This window comes from Pseudomonas sp. JV241A, from assembly GCF_900275665.1.
GTDB lineage: Bacteria > Pseudomonadota > Gammaproteobacteria > Pseudomonadales > Pseudomonadaceae > Aquipseudomonas > Aquipseudomonas wadenswilerensis.
Window position 1 is genome coordinate 166,385 of record NZ_OPYO01000021.1, and the last position, 16,950, is coordinate 183,334.

The window sequence follows — 16,950 nt, forward strand, 5'->3', positions numbered from 1 at the left end:
GATTTTAGCATCTGCAGGCAGGGCAATGGTTACTATCGACGGCTTATTGCGATCACTGTGGGAGCTGGCTTGCCAGCGATGAGGCCCGCGCGGTTGCCGCCTGAATTGCGACCGCTTCGCGCTCGATCGCTGGCAAGCCAGCTCCCACAGGGGCATTGGCCAGCCTTGGGACTGAAATGCAAAAAGGGCGACCCTTGCGGATCGCCCTTTCTGTTACCACACAGCAGTGTGGATTTGTTTGGTAGGCACAATTGGATTCGAACCAACGACCCCCACCATGTCAAGGTGGTGCTCTAACCAACTGAGCTATGTGCCTGCTGTGGGGCGCATAATACGCAGGTCTTTAACCTTCGTAAAGCGAAATTTCATAAAAAAATCAGCAGCTTTGCTTTGCCAGCAAAAATACCGCGCAAACAAAAAAGCGACCCTTTCGGATCGCCTTTTTCAGTACCGCCAGCAGGGGCGGATTTGATTTGGTAGGCACAATTGGACTCGAACCAACGACCCCCACCATGTCAAGGTGGTGCTCTAACCAACTGAGCTATGTGCCTGCTGTGGGGCGCATTCTACGCAATCGCCGAACAGTGTCAACTCTTTTTTTAACGCTAAGCCACTGAATAACAAAAGTATTTGCGAAAACCCGGGGTAAAGGATTTTCAACACACGACTAGCGGGTGTTTATTATTATTGATAGCATCGGTACAGTCGTAAAAAATATAAAACAGAGGTTTCGCAGCATGGCCAATACCCCCTACCCTCAGTCCTACTACGCCGCATCGGCCAATCCGGTTCCGCCGCGCCCGGCGCTGCAGGAAGAGGTACAGACCGATGTCTGCGTGATCGGCGCCGGCTACACCGGCTTGTCCAGCGCCCTGTTCCTGCTTGAAAGCGGCTTCAAGGTCACCGTGCTGGAAGCCGCCAAGGTCGGCTTCGGCGCCTCGGGCCGTAACGGCGGGCAGATCGTCAACAGCTATAGCCGCGACATCGACGTCATCGAACGCACCGTCGGCCCCAAGCAGGCGCAACTGCTGGGCCACATGGCCTTCGAGGGCGGGCGCATCATCCGTGAGCGCGTGGCCAAATACAACATCCAGTGCGACCTCAAGGACGGTGGCGTATTCGCCGCCCTGACACCCAAGCAGATGGGCCACCTGGAATCGCAAAAGCGCCTGTGGGAACGCTTCGGCCACACCCAGCTGGAGCTGATGGACCAGAAGCGCATCCGTGAAGTGGTCGACTGCGACCAATATATCGGCGGCATGCTCGACATGAGCGGCGGCCACATCCACCCGCTGAACCTGGCCCTGGGCGAAGCCGCCGCGGTCGAGTCGCTGGGCGGCAAGATCTACGAGCAATCGCCGGCCATCCGCATCGAGCGCGGCGCCAACCCGGTAGTGCACACCCCACAAGGTAAAGTGCGCGCCAAGTTCATCATCGTTGCCGGTAACGCCTACCTCGGCGGCCTGGTGCCGGAGCTGGCGGCCAAGTCGATGCCCTGCGGCACCCAGGTGATCACCACCGAGCCACTGAGCGAAGACCTGGCGCGCAGCCTGCTGCCGCAAGACTACTGCGTCGAAGACTGCAACTACCTGCTCGACTACTACCGCCTGACCGGCGACAAGCGCCTGATCTTCGGCGGTGGCGTGGTGTACGGCGCCCGTGACCCGGCCAACATCGAAGCGATCATCCGCCCGAAAATGCTCAAGGCCTTCCCGCAGCTCAAGGACGTGAAGATCGACTACGCCTGGACCGGCAACTTCCTGCTGACCCTGTCGCGCCTTCCGCAAGTGGGTCGCCTGGGCGACAACATCTATTACTCCCAGGGCTGCAGTGGCCACGGCGTTACCTACACCCACCTGGCGGGCAAGGTGCTGGCCGAGGCCCTGCGTGGCCAGGCCGAACGTTTCGATGCCTTCGCCGAGCTGCCGCACTACCCGTTCCCAGGTGGCCAACTGCTGCGCGTACCGTTCAGCGCCCTGGGCGCCTGGTACTACAGCCTGCGCGATCGTCTGGGCTTCTAATCGCCCTGCCCGGCCTGCGCCGTCACTGCCCCAGGGCGCTGACGGCCTGCCGGGCCGCTTGTTCCTGGCCCGCCTGGGCCAGGTCATTGGCCGCTTTCAGCCAGCGCTGACGGTCGACCTCGGCCGGCAACTGGCCCGGCTGCTGGACCAACACCGCCCAGCTCCCCTGCTTCTGCCAGGCTGATTCGAAGTCATCGAACTCCATCAGCAGGCGCCGGTTCATCCCCGCCCGCAACAATACCCGCTGCTTGTAGCGGTCGTAGCCGACCAGCAAGGCATAGCGCGGCTCGCTCCAGAACGCCGAACCTTCCTGAAAGCGCAGCAATACCGGATTACCCGCCGCGACTTGCGCCAGCAAGGCCTCCAGACGCGGGTCGAGCGGATAGACCACCATGCCGTATTCGCGGCCAACCCGCTGGATCGAGCCTTCAAGTTTGTCGACGTTCTCCGGCAGGCCCAACGACTCGTCGAGCAATCCTGGGGTGATGCGTACACCCTGTTGCGACAGCAATGCCGCCAGGGCCATCGATGCGCTCTGGTTGGCTTCGCCACGGTAGAACGGTACCGAGCCGATCTCGACCCGTTGCGGCAGGTTTTTAAGCTGGGACGGCGGCTGGCTGGCGCAACCGGCCAGGGCCAGGCCTACCGCGCAGGCCGCCAGCAGGCGGCGTGGGGTGAAGCCGATTAGGGAAGTCAGTGGAGGCATGAACACTCGCTCGATGACGGCCGGCAGCCACTGCCCGGCCCTGAGCGCTGATCATAGGCTGGCGCGCGCCTCGGGTATAGCCCGCCGCAGGCTTAGAACAAAGCGGCCCAAGCCTCTAGACCATCGGTCAATAGCCTGCAACATGCAACGGGCTAGACTGAAGACGTGTCCGCGTTGGCGAGCCTTGTTGCCTTGCCGCGGACCTAAGGAGGCACACATGAGCCTGACAATGGCAATTTTGATGCTGGTCGGCGCCTGGTTGAGCGTCGCCGCCGCCATGCTCTGGGGGGTGTTGCGCATCGCCCGGCGTCATCATCCGCATCATCGTATTCAGCCCGAAGGCAAGGACGCGGTACCTGCGCGGCGTAGTCGCCGGCATGCCGGGGCGCATTAGGAATCGTTTGAAAGCATCGCGGGGCAAGCCCGCTCCCACAGGAACTGTAGGAGCGGGCTTGCCCCGCGATGAGCTTTATCAGCCCTCAACCGCCTCGCGCTTCAAGCGTGCCCGGCGCGACATGATGTTGAGCACCTCGATCGCCGTCGAGAAGGCCATCGCCGCATACACATAACCCTTGGGTACATGAGCACCGAAACCTTCGGCGATCAGGGTCATGCCGATCATGATCAGGAAGCCCAGGGCCAGCATCACCACGGTCGGGTTATCGTTGATGAACCGGGCCAGCGGGTCGGCTGCCACCAGCATCACGATCACGGCACTGATCACGGCGATGATCATGATCGGCAGGTGCTCGGTCATGCCCACGGCGGTGATGATGCTGTCGATCGAGAAGACGATGTCCAGCACCAGGATCTGCCCGATCGCCGCAGCAAAGCCCAGGGTGATGGTCGACGACGCCTTGGCTTCAGCCTGGGCGCGCGGGTCGACGCTCTCGTGGATTTCCTTGGTCGCTTTCCACAGCAGGAACAGGCCACCGGCGATGAGGATCATGTCCTTCCAGGAGAAGGTATGACCAAACACATCGACAACCGGCTCGGTGAGCTGGACGATCCAGGCCACGGTGCTGAGCAGGCCCAGGCGCATCACCAGCGCCATGCTGATACCAATGCGCCGCGCCTTGGAGCGAAATTCTTCAGGCAACTTGTTGGTCAGGATCGAGATGAAGATCAGGTTGTCGATACCGAGGACGATCTCCATGGCCACCAGGGTGGCCAGGGCGACCCAGGCGGTCGGGCTTGCAGCGAGTTCCAACAAGTATTCCATGAATCAAATCCTGCATCGGGGTAAGGGGTGGGTCAGATGTCCTGGGCGCTGTCGTCGCGCTCGGGTTTGCCAGCCTTGTCGCTGCCTTCGGAGCCGGTGGCTTCGCTCAGGGCCTGCTGGGCGGCTTCGTTGGTTTTATCGATGGCTTCCTTGGCCGACTCCGCCGCCTGGTTGAGCATCTGCTGGGCGGACTTTTCCGCCTGCTCGCAACCGCTCATGGCCAGCAGGGCCAGCAGCAACACCAGGGGTGTACCGATGGATTTGAAGTGAAGCATCTGTGGATCTCCGTGCAATTAAATCGGTGCTCATTCAGGGGCACCGTGATGGCAAGGGATTCTAAAGAGCTGAATACATCAGGAAAATTCGTATTTTCAGCGGTTATACTTCGGTTTTTACGAATCGGGAATCAGCATGCTCAATTACCGGCAACTGCATTACTTCTGGGTGGTGGCCAAGACCGGCAGCATCGTGCGGGCCTGCGAGCAGTTGAACCTGACCCCGCAGACCATCAGCGGGCAGATCACCCTACTCGAACAAACCTATGGCATCGAGTTGTTCCGCCGGGTCGGGCGGCAGCTGGAGCTGACCGAGAGCGGCCGGCAAACCCTGACCTACGCCGAACAGATGTTCCAGATTGGCGGCGAGCTCGAAGCCATGCTGCGGGCCCGGCCTGATGAGCAGCAGATCCTGTTTCGGGTCGGGGTGGCGGACGTGGTGCCCAAATCCATCGTCTATCGCCTGCTGGCACCGACCATGCACATGGAAGACGCCCTGCGCCTGAGCTGCCGCGAAGACAAACTCGAACGGCTGCTGGCGGACCTGGCGATCCAGCGCCTGGACCTGGTGATTTCCGACAGCCCCATGCCCAGTCACCTGGACATCAAGGGCTACAGCCAGAAGCTCGGTGAATGCGGCATCAGCTTTTTTGCAACGCCCGTGTTGGCCGAGCAGTACGGGCGCAACTTCCCGGCCTGCCTGCAACACGCGCCGCTGCTGATCCCCGGCCAGGAAACCGTGGTGCGCAGCCGCCTGCTGCGTTGGTTTGCCGAGCAGCAACTGCAACCTCGGATCGTTGGCGAGTTCGACGACAGCGCCTTGATGCAGGCCTTCGGCCAATCCGGCAGCGGTATCTTCATCGCCCCCAGCGTAATTGCCGACGAGGTGTGCAAGCAGTATGGCGTCGAACTGATCGGCCAGACCGACGCGGTCAACGAGTCGTTCTACGCCATCTCGGTGGAGCGCAAGGTCAAGCACCCGGGCATTGTCGCCATCACCGAAGGCGCCCGACGCCAGTTGTTCAATTGGTAGCCGGTTGCAGGCGCGGGCTTGTCAGCCCCAGCGCCAGCAGCACCGACAGGCCGATAAGGATGGCGGCGGCGTAACCGAGGTTGGCCAGGCCCAGGGTATCGATCACCCGCCCGCCAATCACCGCGCCCAGGCCTATGCCCAGGTTGGCCCCGGCGATGTTCAGCGAAGCGGCAAAGGCCGGTGCCTGGGGCGCGGCCTTGATCAGCCGTACATGGCTGACCAGAAACAGCGCCGCCTGGGTCATGCCCCAGATCGCCAGGGCCAGGCCCAAGCCGTACACCGTATGGATCGCTGGCACCACGGCGATCATGCCGACCATCATCAGGGCACAGAAGGCAGCCGAGGCTTTCAACGGATGCCGATCGACCGCGCGACCACCCAGGCTGTTGCCGATCAGGCCGACCGCACCAAAGCCCATCAGGCACCAGCCGACCAGCGCGCCGTCAAAGCCGGCCAGGCGCTCGAGCATGTCGGCCAGGTAGGTGTAGGCGGTGAACATGCCGCTGAACACCAGCACCGAGAGCAGCACATGGCCTTGCAACAGGCGGCTGCGCAGGATGCCGAACTGGCCAAGCAGCGAGGTGGCCTGGTTATGCCGGGGCGTGCGTGGCAGGTACAGGAACAGCAGCAAGGCCTTGGCCAGGGCCAGCAACGCCAGCACCGCAAAGGCCGCGCGCCAACCCAGGGCGTCGCCGATCAGGGTACCGACCGGAATGCCGAACACCGTGGCGCACACTACGCCGAAGCTGATCTTGGAAATGGCCCGGCCGGCATAGGCCGGGCCGACGATGTCGACTGCCGTTTCACTGGCCAGGGCCCAGAACACCGGCAAACCCAAGGCCGGGATCAAGCGCGCCACGCCCATCACATAGAGGTTGTCGGCCATGGCCGCCAGGGCGTTGGACGCGGCGAACACCAGCAAAATGCCGACGAACAGGCGCTTGCGCTCGAAGCGCGCCGCCCAGGCGGTGAGGAATGGGCCGAAGCAAGCCACGGTGAAGGCGAACAGGGTCACCAACAGGCCCGCCTGGGACACGCTGACCTCAAGGTCGCGGGCAATGCCCGGCAGCAGGCCGACGATGACGAACTCGGTGGTCAGTACAGTGAAGCCGGCCGCAGCCAGCAACAAAATAGGCAGTAACATCTACACTCCGCAGCTAAACAAAAAACGGCCAGGGCCGTTTGCAAAGGGCGCGCATACTACACGCCCGCCCTACCGTCTGACACAGCGCAATCACTAAATGTGCCCTGCTGTGCTAAAGTCGCGCCCTTTTTCTCGGCCCTGCCCCGCCAGGTGCCCCATGCTCCAGCGCCGTGGTTCGCCCGCCGCCCCTGAACAAGACAGAGAAACACCTGACATGACCCCTGTTCTAAACCTGTTGAACCGCACCAGCCTGGTGGTCCAGATCATGATCGGCCTCGTCGCCGGTATCGCCATGGCGGTGTTCGCCCCCGACACCGCCGCCAGCCTCGGCTTTGTCGGCAAGGTGTTCGTTTCCGCACTGAAGGCGGTGGCGCCGATCCTGGTGTTCATCCTGGTCATGGCTTCCATCGCCAACCACCGTCACGGCACGGAAACCCATATCCGCCCGATCCTGGTGCTGTACCTGTTCGGCACCTTCGCTGCCGCTGTGGTCGCGGTGATCGCCAGCATGGCCTTCCCTTCGAACCTGGCGCTGAGCACCTCGGACGTTGCCCTGAGCGCACCCGGCGGTATCACTGAAGTGCTGCAGAGTTTGCTGCTGAGCGTGGTCGACAACCCGGTGAGCGCGTTGATGAACGCCAACTTCATCGGCGTGCTGGCCTGGGCCATCGGCCTCGGCGTGGCGATTCGTCATGCTGGGGAAACCACGCGGACGGTGGTTGCCGACCTGTCCAACGGGGTGACGCTGATCGTGCGCGTGGTGATTCGCTTCGCGCCGCTGGGGATTTTCGGCCTGGTCGCCTCGACCCTGGCGCAGTCCGGGCTGGACGCCCTGCTCGGTTACCTGCACCTGCTGGCCGTGCTGATCGGTTGCATGCTGTTCGTGGCGCTGGTGGTCAACCCGATCATCGTCTTCTGGAAGATTCGCCGCAACCCCTTCCCGCTGGTACTGCTGTGCCTGCGTGAAAGCGGCATCACCGCCTTCTTCACCCGCAGCTCGGCGGCCAACATCCCGGTGAACATGGCCCTGAGCGAAAAACTCGGCCTGCACGAAGACACCTACTCGGTGTCGATCCCGCTGGGCGCGACGATCAACATGGCCGGCGCAGCCATCACCATCACCGTGCTGACCCTGGCCGCCGTGCATACCCTGGGCATTGCCGTCGACATCCCTACCGCGATCCTGCTCAGCGTCGTCGCCGCCGTGTGTGCCTGCGGCGCCTCGGGCGTAGCCGGTGGTTCGCTGCTGCTGATCCCGCTGGCCTGCAGCCTGTTCGGCATCCCCAGCGAGATCGCCATGCAGGTGGTGGCCGTTGGCTTCATTATTGGTGTGCTGCAGGACTCGGCGGAAACCGCGCTGAACTCCTCCACCGACGTCCTGTTTACCGCCGCGGCCTGCCTGGCCGAGGAACGCCAGGCCGCCTGAGCCTGACCGGCAGCCGGTGCGTCCTGCACCGGCTGCTTGTGTTTTACCCTGTTGCGCACCTAGGCTAGAGGCCTTTCTTCGCATAGAGACAGGGCCATGTCCGCCGAACACGAAACCCCTTCCGACGCCCGCTTCACCAGCACCGAGATTCGCGTGCTCGGTTCGCTGATCGAAAAACAGGCCACCAGCCCGGAAACCTACCCCCTGACCCTCAACGCCCTGGTGCTGGCCTGCAACCAGAAGACCAGCCGTGAGCCGGTGATGAACCTTAGCCAGGGCCAGGTCGGTCAAGCCCTGCGCGCGCTGGAAGGCCAGGGCCTGACCCGCCTGCAGATGGGCAGCCGCGCCGACCGCTGGGAGCAACGCGTGGACAAGGCCCTGGAGCTGGTACCGGCGCAGGTGATCCTGCTCGGGCTGATGTTCCTGCGCGGGCCGCAGACCGTTAACGAACTGCTGACCCGCAGCAGCCGCATGCATGAGTTCGAAGATGCCGAGCAGGTCGTGCACCAGCTCGAGCGCCTGATCGCCCGCGGCTTTGCCCTGCACCTGCCGCGTCAGGCCGGGCAGCGAGAGGATCGCTATACCCATGCACTGGGGGATCCGGCCGAGATCGAGGCGATTCTGGCGGCGCGTCAGCAAGGGCCGGAGCGCTCGGCCGGCGGCGCAGTGTCGGTAGAGCGGATTGAAGCGCTGGAAGCACGGATCGCGGCGCTGGAAGAGCGCTTGGCGCAGTTCGAGTAAACCCGGGGCTGCTTTGCAGCCCATCGCTGGCAAAGCCAGCTCCCACAGGGTTTGGTGCCAACAGATCCATTGTGGCAAACCAGCTCCCACAGGGTTTGGTGTACACAGATCCACTGTGGGAGCCGGCCTTGCCGGCGATGGGGCCTACGCACTACCCGCGGGCAAACGCCACCGCCCGCGCCACCTGCTCCGCCGTCGGCCGCACCCCGGTGTACAGCACAAACTGCTCCAGCGCCTGCAAGGCAATCACCTCAAGCCCGGTAATCACCGGCTTGCCCAAGCGCTGGGCCTCGACGATCAACGGTGTCTGCGCCGGCATCGCCACCACATCGAACACCTGCTGGGCCGCCGCAATCGCCTCGGGCGCGAACGCCAACTGTTCTGCCTCGACCCCACCGGCCATGCCAATCGGCGTGACATTCACCAGCATCGGCGGGCACAGGTCGCCCAGCTGCGCCTGCCAGCGATACCCGCAGCTATCGGCCAACTGGCGGCCTGCCTGTTCATTGCGGGCGACGATAATGCCCTGGGTGAAACCGGCATCACGCAAGGCACTGGCCACCGCCTTGGCCATACCGCCACTGCCGCGCAGGGCGAAGGCCGTGGATGGATCGATCCGGTGCTGCGCCAGCAGCTGACGTACAGCCAGGTAATCGGTGTTGTAGGCCTTGAGATGACCGTCGGTGTTGACGATGGTGTTGATCGACTCGATGGCCGCCGCCGACGGGTCGATTTCATCGACCAGGGCCATGCAGGCTTCCTTGTACGGCATCGACACGCCGCAACCGCGAATACCCAGCGCGCGAATACCCGCGACCGCCGCCGGCAGGTCCTGGGTGGTCATGGCCTTGTAGTAGTAATCCAGCCCCAACTGCTGATACAGATGGTTATGAAAGCGCACGCCAAAGGTGCCCGGACGCCCGGCCAGCGAGATGCACAGCACGGTGTCTTTGCCTGGAACAGTTGCCATTTGATTCTCCCCCTCAAGCGAATCGGCATTATGCCCAAACGCCAAGCATGGCGATGATGTTCACTATCACTCAGGTTGATTTCAACAGCCAGGCACTGGCCGTTAAGGTAGGCCCATGATTCGCAGGAGGAACCCACAATGGCCCCTATCAACATCATGTCCGTCATCGGCAGCGCCGTCCCCACCTCGCTCAGGGAGCTGGGCTTGCTGGCCTGCTGGTACCTGGTGCGCAATGGCGAAGCGATCTCCGGGCCATTAACCTCGCTGCCCGCCGCCCAGGCCCTCGCCGACCGGCTCGAAGGCCCCGGCCTGCAAGCCTGAGGCTAGCCACCGTTTTATCGTGCGTTGCTCCGCACAGCCCCTTGCCCCGCCCTTTGGCGGGGCTTTTTATGGGCGGTCGATCCGTTTGGCGGGGATTGCTATCGTGTCTTACTACCGGCGTTCATTACCGCGCTTTGAGCAAGTCCGCCAATGGCTGCAGGACGGCCGGATTGGCGAAGTCCGGCACCTGAGCTGGACCCTGACCAAACCACCTACCGATGGCGACCGTAGCGCCAGCCCCAACTGGCGCACCGATCCGCAAATCGCCGGTGGCGGCTACTTTGCCGACTTTGCCAGCCATGACCTGGACCGGCGTTTCGCCAGTGGCGCGTTGGGCATGGGCTGCTGGAACTTCGTTGCCGACCGACGCGAAGACCGCGTGGATATCATCGGCAGCAAAGGCCGGATAGGCTTCTCGGTATTCGACGAATACCCGGTACGCCTGGACGCCGACCAACAGCTCAGCCTGCAGATCGCCAACCCCGAGCACATCCAGTGGCATCATGTACTGGGCATGAATGCGCATATTCGCGGTGAGGCCAGGCACCCGGCAGTCGCAGCACAAGCGCTGAAGACCGACTGGGTGATGGATCGGATTCTGGGCCGCCAATGATCGTTTTTCACCGGTCTCAGAGCAGCTTTCGCATGAAGTAGCGGGTATGCCCCGACGGATAGTCGGCGAGCTCACCGAAGACGGTAAAACCGAGCTTGCGGTAAAACGCCGGTGCCTGGAAGCTGAAGGTATCCAGCCAGATACCGGTACAGCCCGTGCTTCGTGCCTGCGCCTCGGCCTGGATCATCAACTGGCGTCCTACACCCTGGCCGCGCAAGGATTCGGGCACGCTGAGCAGCTCGATGAACATCCACCCGGCAGAAATCTTGCCGTACAACCCGCCAATGACTTCGCCACCCTGAGGGTCGCGCAGCAACCAGGCGATGGTTTGCAAACGAGGCTCACCGGCCTGGCTGATGTTATAGGCCCGCAACGGTTGGAGGATGGCTTCGCGGTGCTGCTCGGTGGGGCTTTGAGTGAACTCGATGCTGACTGTCATGAGGAGGTCGTCCGGTTGACCAAAGAAGGTCACGACAGTAACAAATACGCATCAGTGCCAGCCATCCTCGACATCATCGAAACCTGAACAGCACTGAGCAACGACTCCGGAGCAAACCTTCAAAGCCCTGGGAACGATGCCCGCGAAATGGCCTCGCGCGCTTGCAGGGCGCGTTCCGAAATGACATGCCAGGATGCCTCAAGCGCGATCGCTTCCATCGCCGAGGACCACTTGAGGTAAGCATGGCTGACCGTCAGGTACCCTGCCGGTGGTTTCTTGCTGGAAGTGTAGTAATGGTCAAAGTAGTAGTTGTCGACGATGGGCACCGAGCGCTTGCTGCAGCCGACCGGAGAGGTTTCGACGTATCTGTCCAGACACCTTTCAAGCGACCTGGACATCAATTGCACCACGTTCTGTTCTGCCGAGCGGCTGGAGCTGATCTGCCCACTGAGCCACTCTTCATAGCTGGGGTTTTTGGCCCTGTCCTTGGCCCATAACGCTTCGGCAAACTCGCGCTGCTGCTTGACCTCCTCTTCTGTCATCTCCTTCCATTTCGGCTGGCACGCAGAAAGCGCCATTGCCACGAGCACTAATGCAGCAGAACGTTTGAACATTTGATCTTCCCTGTGTCGCAAGTTGATTGATGATAGTGAAAATCGGGAAGCTGGAATACTCAACTGGTGGGTACAAAATGGGTACGGGATTAAATCTTTTTCATGATCCGCCCAACGGATGCAGGGCAATCGACAGGATCTGGGCCATACTCCAGAATGCAGCGGTTTTTTGGGGGAAAACCCTTGCACAGCCAACGACATAACAACTTTTAGTGAGCCTCAACGTGAAAACTTCCCTTTCGATTCTTAGCCTGCTCCTGTTGCTCACAGGTACTGCGACCCTCACGTCGACCGCTGCTGCTCAACCCCCGGCCCAGCAACAACGCGATCCAGCGAAATTGCACCTGGCCTCCGGCAGCGCCCTGCTGATCGATCTGCAAACCAACAAGGTGCTCTACGCCAACAATCCCGACCGGGTGGTGCCGATTGCTTCGGTGACCAAGCTGATGACCGGTATGGTGGTGCTCGACGCCAAGCAGAACATGGACGAGATGCTCACGGTCACCATCGCCCAGAACAAGGAAATGAAAGGGGTGTATTCGCGGGTCAAGCTGGGCAGCCAGCTCAACCGCAAGGACATGCTGCTGATCACCCTGATGTCGTCGGAAAACCGCGCCGCCTCGACCCTGGCGCACAACTACCCGGGCGGTTACCACGCATTCATCAAGGCGATGAACGCCAAGGCCAGGGCCCTGGGCATGAGCCACACCCGCTATGTGGAGCCCACTGGCCTGTCGACCAGCAACGTCTCCACCGCCCGCGACCTCAGCAAGCTGCTGATGGCGGCGCGCAACTACCCGCTGCTGAGCAGTTTGAGCACCACCCGCGAGCAGACCGTGGCGTTCAAAAAACCCAACTACACCCTGGGCTTTCGCAACACCGACCACCTGGTCAACAAGAGCAACTGGGATATCAAGCTGACCAAGACCGGCTTCACCAACGATGCCGGCCACTGCCTGGTGCTGTTGACCAAGATGGACAACCGCCCGGTGGCCATGGTGATCCTCGATGCCTTCGGCAAGTACACCCACTTTGCCGATGCCAGCCGCATGCGCCAGTGGCTGGAGACCGGCAGTACCAAGCCGGCGCCGGCGGTGGCCATGCGCTACAAGTCCGAGCGCACGCAGAACCGCCAGATGGCTGACTGAAAACGACAGGGCCTGTGCATGCACAGGCCCTGTTTCAAACGTCAGGCGTTGGTACTGACCAGCGAGCCCGAGCTGCTGCCACCGGCTTCGGTCAGCGCTTTGAGCAGCGCCGCCGTGGCGTTTGCGATCGACGCCGTGGTCGCGCCCACTGCCGATTGCGCGGCAGCGACAGCCGTAGCCTTGAGGACCGGCTCCATGTCGCTGGCCATGGCCTCCTGCAAGCGTTTCTGCTGCTCGGCCAATTGTTTTTGCATTTTCTTGATCATCTCGCGCAATTGCTTGATGTGTGCCGGTTCTTCGCCGGCACCGGCGTCTTCCTTTTCCTTGGCCTCTTCGGCCTTGCCGCTATCACGCACCTTGGACAGGTCGACGCTAACCACGCCCGCCGCTTCCATCCCGGCCTGCCTTTCCTGGCCGGTGACGGTGATGCCGGTGTTGATGCCGCTGTTCAGTGGGGTCCCGTTGATTGATACGGCGCTAAAACCTGCCATGTTTCTATCGTCCTGATGGTATTGGGGTTAACCCGGCTATCGGCCGCGCAGGCTGAAACTTGAGCCAGGCGGGCCTCTGGATAAATTTGCCCTGCCGCCATTCGTCCCTCCTGATACCCGAGCTTTGCCCCCGGCACGCCAGTGCACCGGGCAAACCGTTCCGATCAGCCCAGTGTCGAGATGGCAATGACCAAATCCCGTTTCCGCAAAGTCCTCTACATCGGCCTGCCCCTGGCCCTGGCAGTGGCCGCTGCAACCGCCGGCTACCTGTACTTCAAGCCGCAGCACGGCTACCCGCGCCAGATCGTCGAGCAAGCCAATGCCCTGCATGAACACATGCTGTCATTCGACAGCCATGTCACTGTGCCGCTGAACCTGGGCAGCGCCGGCAATGAAATCGACAAGAACGGGCACGGCCAGTTCGACCTGGTCAAGGCCGGGCAAGGACGCTTGTCCGGCGCGGCCCTGACCATCTTCGGCTGGCCGGAACTGTGGAACGGCCCGAATGCCCCGCACCGCCCTACCCCGGGTTTTGTCGACGAAGCCCGGCACCAGCAGGAAGTGCGCTACAAGATCATCAGCAACATGGTCCGCGACTTCCCCAACCAGGTCGGCATCGCTTACACCCCGGATGATTTCCGCCGCCTGAACGGCGAAGGCAAGTTCGCCGTGTTCATCAGCATGCTCAATGCCTATCCGCTGGGCCACGACCTGTCGCAGCTGGACCTGTGGGCCCAGCGCGGCATGCGCATGTTCGGCTTCAGCTACACCGGCAACAACGACTGGGCCGACTCGTCGCGCCCGCTGCCGTTCTTCAATGACACCGCCGACGCCCTCGGCGGCCTGTCGCCATTGGGCGAGCAGGCGGTCAAACGCCTCAACGAGCTGGGGGTGATCATCGATGTGTCACAGATGTCGACCCTGGCCCTGGAAGACGTCGCGCGCCTGAGCCATGCACCGATCGTCGCCTCGCACTCGGCGCCGCGCGCCCTGGTGGATATTCCGCGCAACCTCAGCGACAAAGAGATGCAACTGATCAAGGACAGCGGCGGGGTGATCCAGGTGGTCGGTTTCGGCCAGTACCTCAAGCCCCTGACCAAGCCGACCCTGGACAAGCTCGAAGCCCTGCGCGTGCGCTTCGACCTGCAACCGCTGCAGGGCCTGGCCAACGCCCTGATGCCCGGCGACGCGGTAATTGCCATCTGGCCGGAGGCGCGCTTTGGTGAGTATGCCAGCAGCCTCTACGGCATCCTCGAGCAAGAGCCCAAAGCCACGCTCAAGGACTTCGTCGACGCCATCGACTACACGGTGAAAAAGGTCGGCATCGACCACGTCGGCATCAGCTCCGACTTCAACGACGGCGGCGGCCTGGATGGCTTCAAGGATGTCAGCGAGATCCGCAACGTCACCGCCGAACTGCTGACCCGCGGGTACTCCGAGGCCGATATCGGCAAGCTCTGGGCCGGCAACTTCCTGCGCGTGTGGGAACAGGTGCAAAAAAGCGCCCAGCCCGTTGCCACCACTGCCACCCCTTGAGCCGGAAAGCGCCTGACATGACTGACCGCCGTACCTTTCTCAAGCAGGCCGGGGTACTCGCCGCCAGCCTGCCACTCGCCGGCTCGCTGCTGCCCGATGCCCTGGCTGCGGGCGCACCGCCGCTGAGCGGCAAGGACAAATGGCAGCAACTGCGCCAGCTGTTTCCGCTGGACCCGAGCTATGCCCACTTTGCCAACTTCCTGGTTACCGCCCACCCCAAGCCGGTGCAGGACGCCATCGATTACTACCGCGCGCAGATCGACCGCCATCCCGCCAGCTGGGTCGACTGGGAGACGCAAAGCGAGTGGAAGCGCGAAGGCGAAGTGCGCGACTGGGCTGCGCGTTACCTGCAGGTCAAACCCCGGCAGATCGCCCTGACCGGCAGCACCACCGAAGGCCTGGGGATGATCTACGGCGGCCTGAAGGTGCGCGCCGACCAGGAGATCCTGACCACCGAGCACGAGCACTACTCGACCAACAGGATCCTCGGCTTTCGCCAGCAGCGCCAGGGCACCCAGGTGCGCAAGCTGCGCCTGTTCAACCAGCCGCGGGAGCTGTCCACCGACCAGTTGCTGAGCACGCTCGACCAGGCCATCAAGCCCAACACCCGGGTGCTCGGCATGACCTGGGTGCACTCTGGCAGCGGGGTCAAGTTGCCGGTCGGCGAGATTGGCAAGCTGGTCCGCCAGCACAACCGTGATCGTGATGAAAACGAGCGCATTCTGTATGTGATCGATGGTGTGCACGGCTTCGGCGTAGAGAACCAGAACTTCGCCGACTTCAACTGCGACTACTTTATCGCCGGCACCCACAAGTGGATGTTCGGCCCGCGCGGCACCGGGATCATCTGCGCCGCCTCAGAGAAAATGCAGCACCTGGTGCCAACCTTCGCGACCTTCTCCGAAGACGAAGACTTCGCCACCATCATGACCCCCGGCGGCTACCACGCCTTCGAACACCGCTGGGCGCTGGGCAAGGCCTTCGAGTTGCACCTGCAACTGGGCAAGGCCGATGTCGAGCAACGCATCCATCAACTCAACGACTACCTCAAGGCGCAGCTCAAGGAGCACAGCGCCATCGAACTGGTGACGCCGCAGAGCCGCGAATTTTCTGCCGGCTTCACCTTCCTGCGCATCAAGGATCGCGACCCGGACGCCATCGCCGCCTACCTCAACGAACAACGCGTTGTCGTCGATGCCGTGCACCGCGATGTCGGCCCGGTGCTGCGCATGGCGCCGGGCCTGCTCAACAACGAGCAGGAAATCGATCGGGCCATGGCCCTGCTGGTTAAAAAACTCTGAAAAGGCTTTCCCATGTCCTCATCCCTGCGCTTCCCGTTATCCCTGCTCGCCCTGGTGGCCAGCATCGCTACCGCACACGCCGCCGAGGCGCCACAACCTGGCAAGGTGTTTCGCGACTGCAAAAGTAGCTGCCCGGAAATGCTCGTACTGCCGGCCGGCAGCTTCACCATGGGCACCCCGGAAAACGAACCCGGCCGCCAGGCCGATGAAGGCCCGCAACACCGCGTGACCTTCGCCAAGCCGTTCGCCATCAGCCGCTACCAGGTCACGGCCGGTGAATGGGACGCCTACCTGCGCGAGTCCGGCGTCAAGATCGCCGACGGCGACAGCCGTCCGGGTCGCGAGTGCAAGGCCAGCAAGCCGCGCTACCAACAAGGCCCGCGGCAACCGGCGGTGTGCATGAGCTACCACGACGTCCAGGCCTATGCCGACTGGCTGACGAAAAAGACCGGCAAGCACTACCGGATGATCAGCGAAGCCGAGCGCGAGTACGCCGCCCGCGCCGGCAGCAGCGGGCCGTTCCCGTTCGAGCTGGACCCGAATGGCGACTACCAGATCAGCCGTAACGCCAACGTGTACGGGCCCAAGGACGGCTTCAGTTTCAGCTCGCCAGTGGGCAGTTACCCGGCCAATGCGTTGGGTGTGTATGACATGCACGGCAACGTCTACGAGTGGGTCGCCGACTGTTATCACGACAGCTACGAAGGCGCCCCGAATGACGGCAGCGCCTGGCAACAAGCCGAGTGCAAGGTGGTGGTGATCCGCGGCAACGACTGGGGCGAGGCGCCGATTTTCTCGCGCTCGGGGAACCGTAACGCCAGTGTCCCGGACAACCGTGGCGACTGGATCGGGGTACGCCTGGTACGCGAACTCTAAGCCGCCGCGCTGGCTAAATTGTGCCCCGCCCTGCTCGTCCTATCGATGTACTCCCGCAGGCCCTGGGGCCGCC

Annotated in this window: 18 protein-coding genes, 2 tRNA genes and 1 pseudogene; 11 read left to right on the plus strand and 10 right to left on the minus strand. The window is 62.6% G+C overall.

The window, feature by feature from the left end; translation table 11 throughout:
* Window positions 1-239: 239 nt before the first annotated feature.
* A tRNA-Val gene (locus JV241A_RS13625) sits at window positions 240-316 on the minus strand.
* 158 nt (window positions 317-474) lie between these two features.
* Window positions 475-551 (minus strand) — tRNA-Val (locus JV241A_RS13630).
* Window positions 552-737: 186 nt separating this feature from the next.
* Here JV241A_RS13630 and JV241A_RS13635 point away from each other — a divergent pair.
* On the plus strand, window positions 738-2,021 hold the full coding sequence (locus JV241A_RS13635) for an FAD-binding oxidoreductase (RefSeq protein WP_115086317.1): 1,284 nt from the start codon (window positions 738-740) through the stop codon (window positions 2,019-2,021).
* 22 nt (window positions 2,022-2,043) lie between these two features.
* Here JV241A_RS13635 and JV241A_RS13640 read toward each other — a convergent pair whose 3' ends face one another.
* Complete coding sequence (locus JV241A_RS13640; protein WP_134063044.1) at window positions 2,044-2,727, minus strand: peptidase C39 family protein; 684 nt, start codon at window positions 2,725-2,727, stop codon at window positions 2,044-2,046.
* A gap of 217 nt (window positions 2,728-2,944) precedes the next feature.
* Here JV241A_RS13640 and JV241A_RS27460 point away from each other — a divergent pair, with 217 nt between their 5' ends.
* Complete coding sequence (locus tag JV241A_RS27460; RefSeq protein ID WP_166675699.1) at window positions 2,945-3,121, plus strand: hypothetical protein; 177 nt, start codon at window positions 2,945-2,947, stop codon at window positions 3,119-3,121.
* 78 nt (window positions 3,122-3,199) lie between these two features.
* Here JV241A_RS27460 and JV241A_RS13645 read toward each other — a convergent pair whose 3' ends face one another.
* Both JV241A_RS13645 and JV241A_RS13650 read right to left on the minus strand, forming a co-directional pair.
* On the minus strand, window positions 3,200-3,949 hold the full coding sequence (locus JV241A_RS13645; RefSeq protein WP_134063046.1) for a TerC family protein: 750 nt from the start codon (window positions 3,947-3,949) through the stop codon (window positions 3,200-3,202).
* Window positions 3,950-3,981: 32 nt separating this feature from the next.
* Window positions 3,982-4,224: a hypothetical protein gene (locus tag JV241A_RS13650; protein ID WP_115086314.1), complete on the minus strand. Its 243-nt coding sequence runs from the start codon at window positions 4,222-4,224 to the stop codon at window positions 3,982-3,984.
* Between the two features lie 136 nt (window positions 4,225-4,360).
* Between JV241A_RS13650 and nhaR the strand changes: the two genes are divergently transcribed.
* On the plus strand, window positions 4,361-5,257 hold the full coding sequence (gene nhaR, locus JV241A_RS13655) for a transcriptional activator NhaR (protein WP_115086313.1): 897 nt from the start codon (window positions 4,361-4,363) through the stop codon (window positions 5,255-5,257).
* Here the strand turns inward: nhaR and JV241A_RS13660 are convergent.
* The gene (locus JV241A_RS13660; protein ID WP_134063048.1) at window positions 5,247-6,401 is read right to left on the minus strand and encodes an MFS transporter; all 1,155 of its coding nucleotides are present in this window, start codon (window positions 6,399-6,401) and stop codon (window positions 5,247-5,249) included. The two genes, nhaR and JV241A_RS13660, sit on opposite strands and share 11 nt — an antisense overlap.
* A 214-nt stretch (window positions 6,402-6,615) precedes the next feature.
* On the opposite strand from JV241A_RS13660, the gene sstT reads away from it, so the two are divergent.
* Both sstT and JV241A_RS13670 read left to right on the plus strand, forming a co-directional pair.
* Window positions 6,616-7,827, plus strand: coding sequence for a serine/threonine transporter SstT (gene sstT, locus JV241A_RS13665; RefSeq protein WP_115086311.1), 1,212 nt, complete (start codon window positions 6,616-6,618; stop codon window positions 7,825-7,827).
* 96 nt (window positions 7,828-7,923) lie between these two features.
* A complete protein-coding gene (locus JV241A_RS13670) occupies window positions 7,924-8,568 on the plus strand; it encodes a DUF480 domain-containing protein (protein WP_115086310.1) in 645 nt (214 codons plus the stop codon).
* A 151-nt stretch (window positions 8,569-8,719) separates the two neighbouring features.
* On the opposite strand, the gene JV241A_RS13675 is transcribed toward JV241A_RS13670, so the two are convergent.
* On the minus strand, window positions 8,720-9,538 hold the full coding sequence (locus tag JV241A_RS13675; RefSeq protein WP_134063050.1) for a shikimate 5-dehydrogenase: 819 nt from the start codon (window positions 9,536-9,538) through the stop codon (window positions 8,720-8,722).
* Between the two features lie 138 nt (window positions 9,539-9,676).
* On the opposite strand from JV241A_RS13675, the gene JV241A_RS13680 reads away from it, so the two are divergent.
* Both JV241A_RS13680 and JV241A_RS13685 read left to right on the plus strand, forming a co-directional pair.
* Window positions 9,677-9,859, plus strand: a complete 183-nt coding sequence (locus JV241A_RS13680) for a hypothetical protein (protein WP_115086308.1) — start codon at window positions 9,677-9,679, stop codon at window positions 9,857-9,859.
* A gap of 88 nt (window positions 9,860-9,947) precedes the next feature.
* Window positions 9,948-10,472: pseudogene (locus JV241A_RS13685) on the plus strand (gfo/Idh/MocA family oxidoreductase); the annotation flags it as partial.
* A 16-nt stretch (window positions 10,473-10,488) separates the two neighbouring features.
* Here JV241A_RS13685 and JV241A_RS13690 read toward each other — a convergent pair.
* Window positions 10,489-10,911: a GNAT family N-acetyltransferase gene (locus JV241A_RS13690; RefSeq protein WP_134063052.1), complete on the minus strand. Its 423-nt coding sequence runs from the start codon at window positions 10,909-10,911 to the stop codon at window positions 10,489-10,491.
* A gap of 119 nt (window positions 10,912-11,030) precedes the next feature.
* Window positions 11,031-11,525, minus strand: coding sequence for a hypothetical protein (locus JV241A_RS13695; protein WP_134063054.1), 495 nt, complete (start codon window positions 11,523-11,525; stop codon window positions 11,031-11,033).
* A 224-nt stretch (window positions 11,526-11,749) separates the two neighbouring features.
* Here JV241A_RS13695 and pbpG point away from each other — a divergent pair, with 224 nt between their 5' ends.
* Window positions 11,750-12,673 (plus strand): D-alanyl-D-alanine endopeptidase, encoded by a 924-nt coding sequence (gene pbpG / locus JV241A_RS13700; protein ID WP_134063056.1) that lies wholly within the window; start codon window positions 11,750-11,752, stop codon window positions 12,671-12,673.
* Between the two features lie 41 nt (window positions 12,674-12,714).
* On the opposite strand, the gene JV241A_RS13705 is transcribed toward pbpG, so the two are convergent.
* Window positions 12,715-13,164 (minus strand): hypothetical protein, encoded by a 450-nt coding sequence (locus JV241A_RS13705; RefSeq protein WP_233674874.1) that lies wholly within the window; start codon window positions 13,162-13,164, stop codon window positions 12,715-12,717.
* Between the two features lie 186 nt (window positions 13,165-13,350).
* On the opposite strand from JV241A_RS13705, the gene pvdM reads away from it, so the two are divergent.
* The 3 genes from pvdM to JV241A_RS13720 are packed head-to-tail and all read left to right on the plus strand — an operon-like array spanning window position 13,351 to window position 16,877.
* Entirely contained in the window at window positions 13,351-14,700 is a 1,350-nt protein-coding gene (pvdM, locus tag JV241A_RS13710; protein ID WP_115086251.1) for a pyoverdine-tailoring dipeptidase-like protein PvdM, read from the plus strand.
* A 17-nt stretch (window positions 14,701-14,717) separates the two neighbouring features.
* Window positions 14,718-16,001 carry an aminotransferase class V-fold PLP-dependent enzyme gene (locus JV241A_RS13715; RefSeq protein ID WP_115086250.1) on the plus strand — a complete coding sequence of 428 codons (1,284 nt, stop codon included), beginning with the start codon at window positions 14,718-14,720 and terminating at the stop codon, window positions 15,999-16,001.
* Between the two features lie 12 nt (window positions 16,002-16,013).
* A complete protein-coding gene (locus JV241A_RS13720) occupies window positions 16,014-16,877 on the plus strand; it encodes a formylglycine-generating enzyme family protein (RefSeq protein ID WP_134063058.1) in 864 nt (287 codons plus the stop codon).
* The last annotated feature ends 73 nt before the right edge of the window (window positions 16,878-16,950 follow it).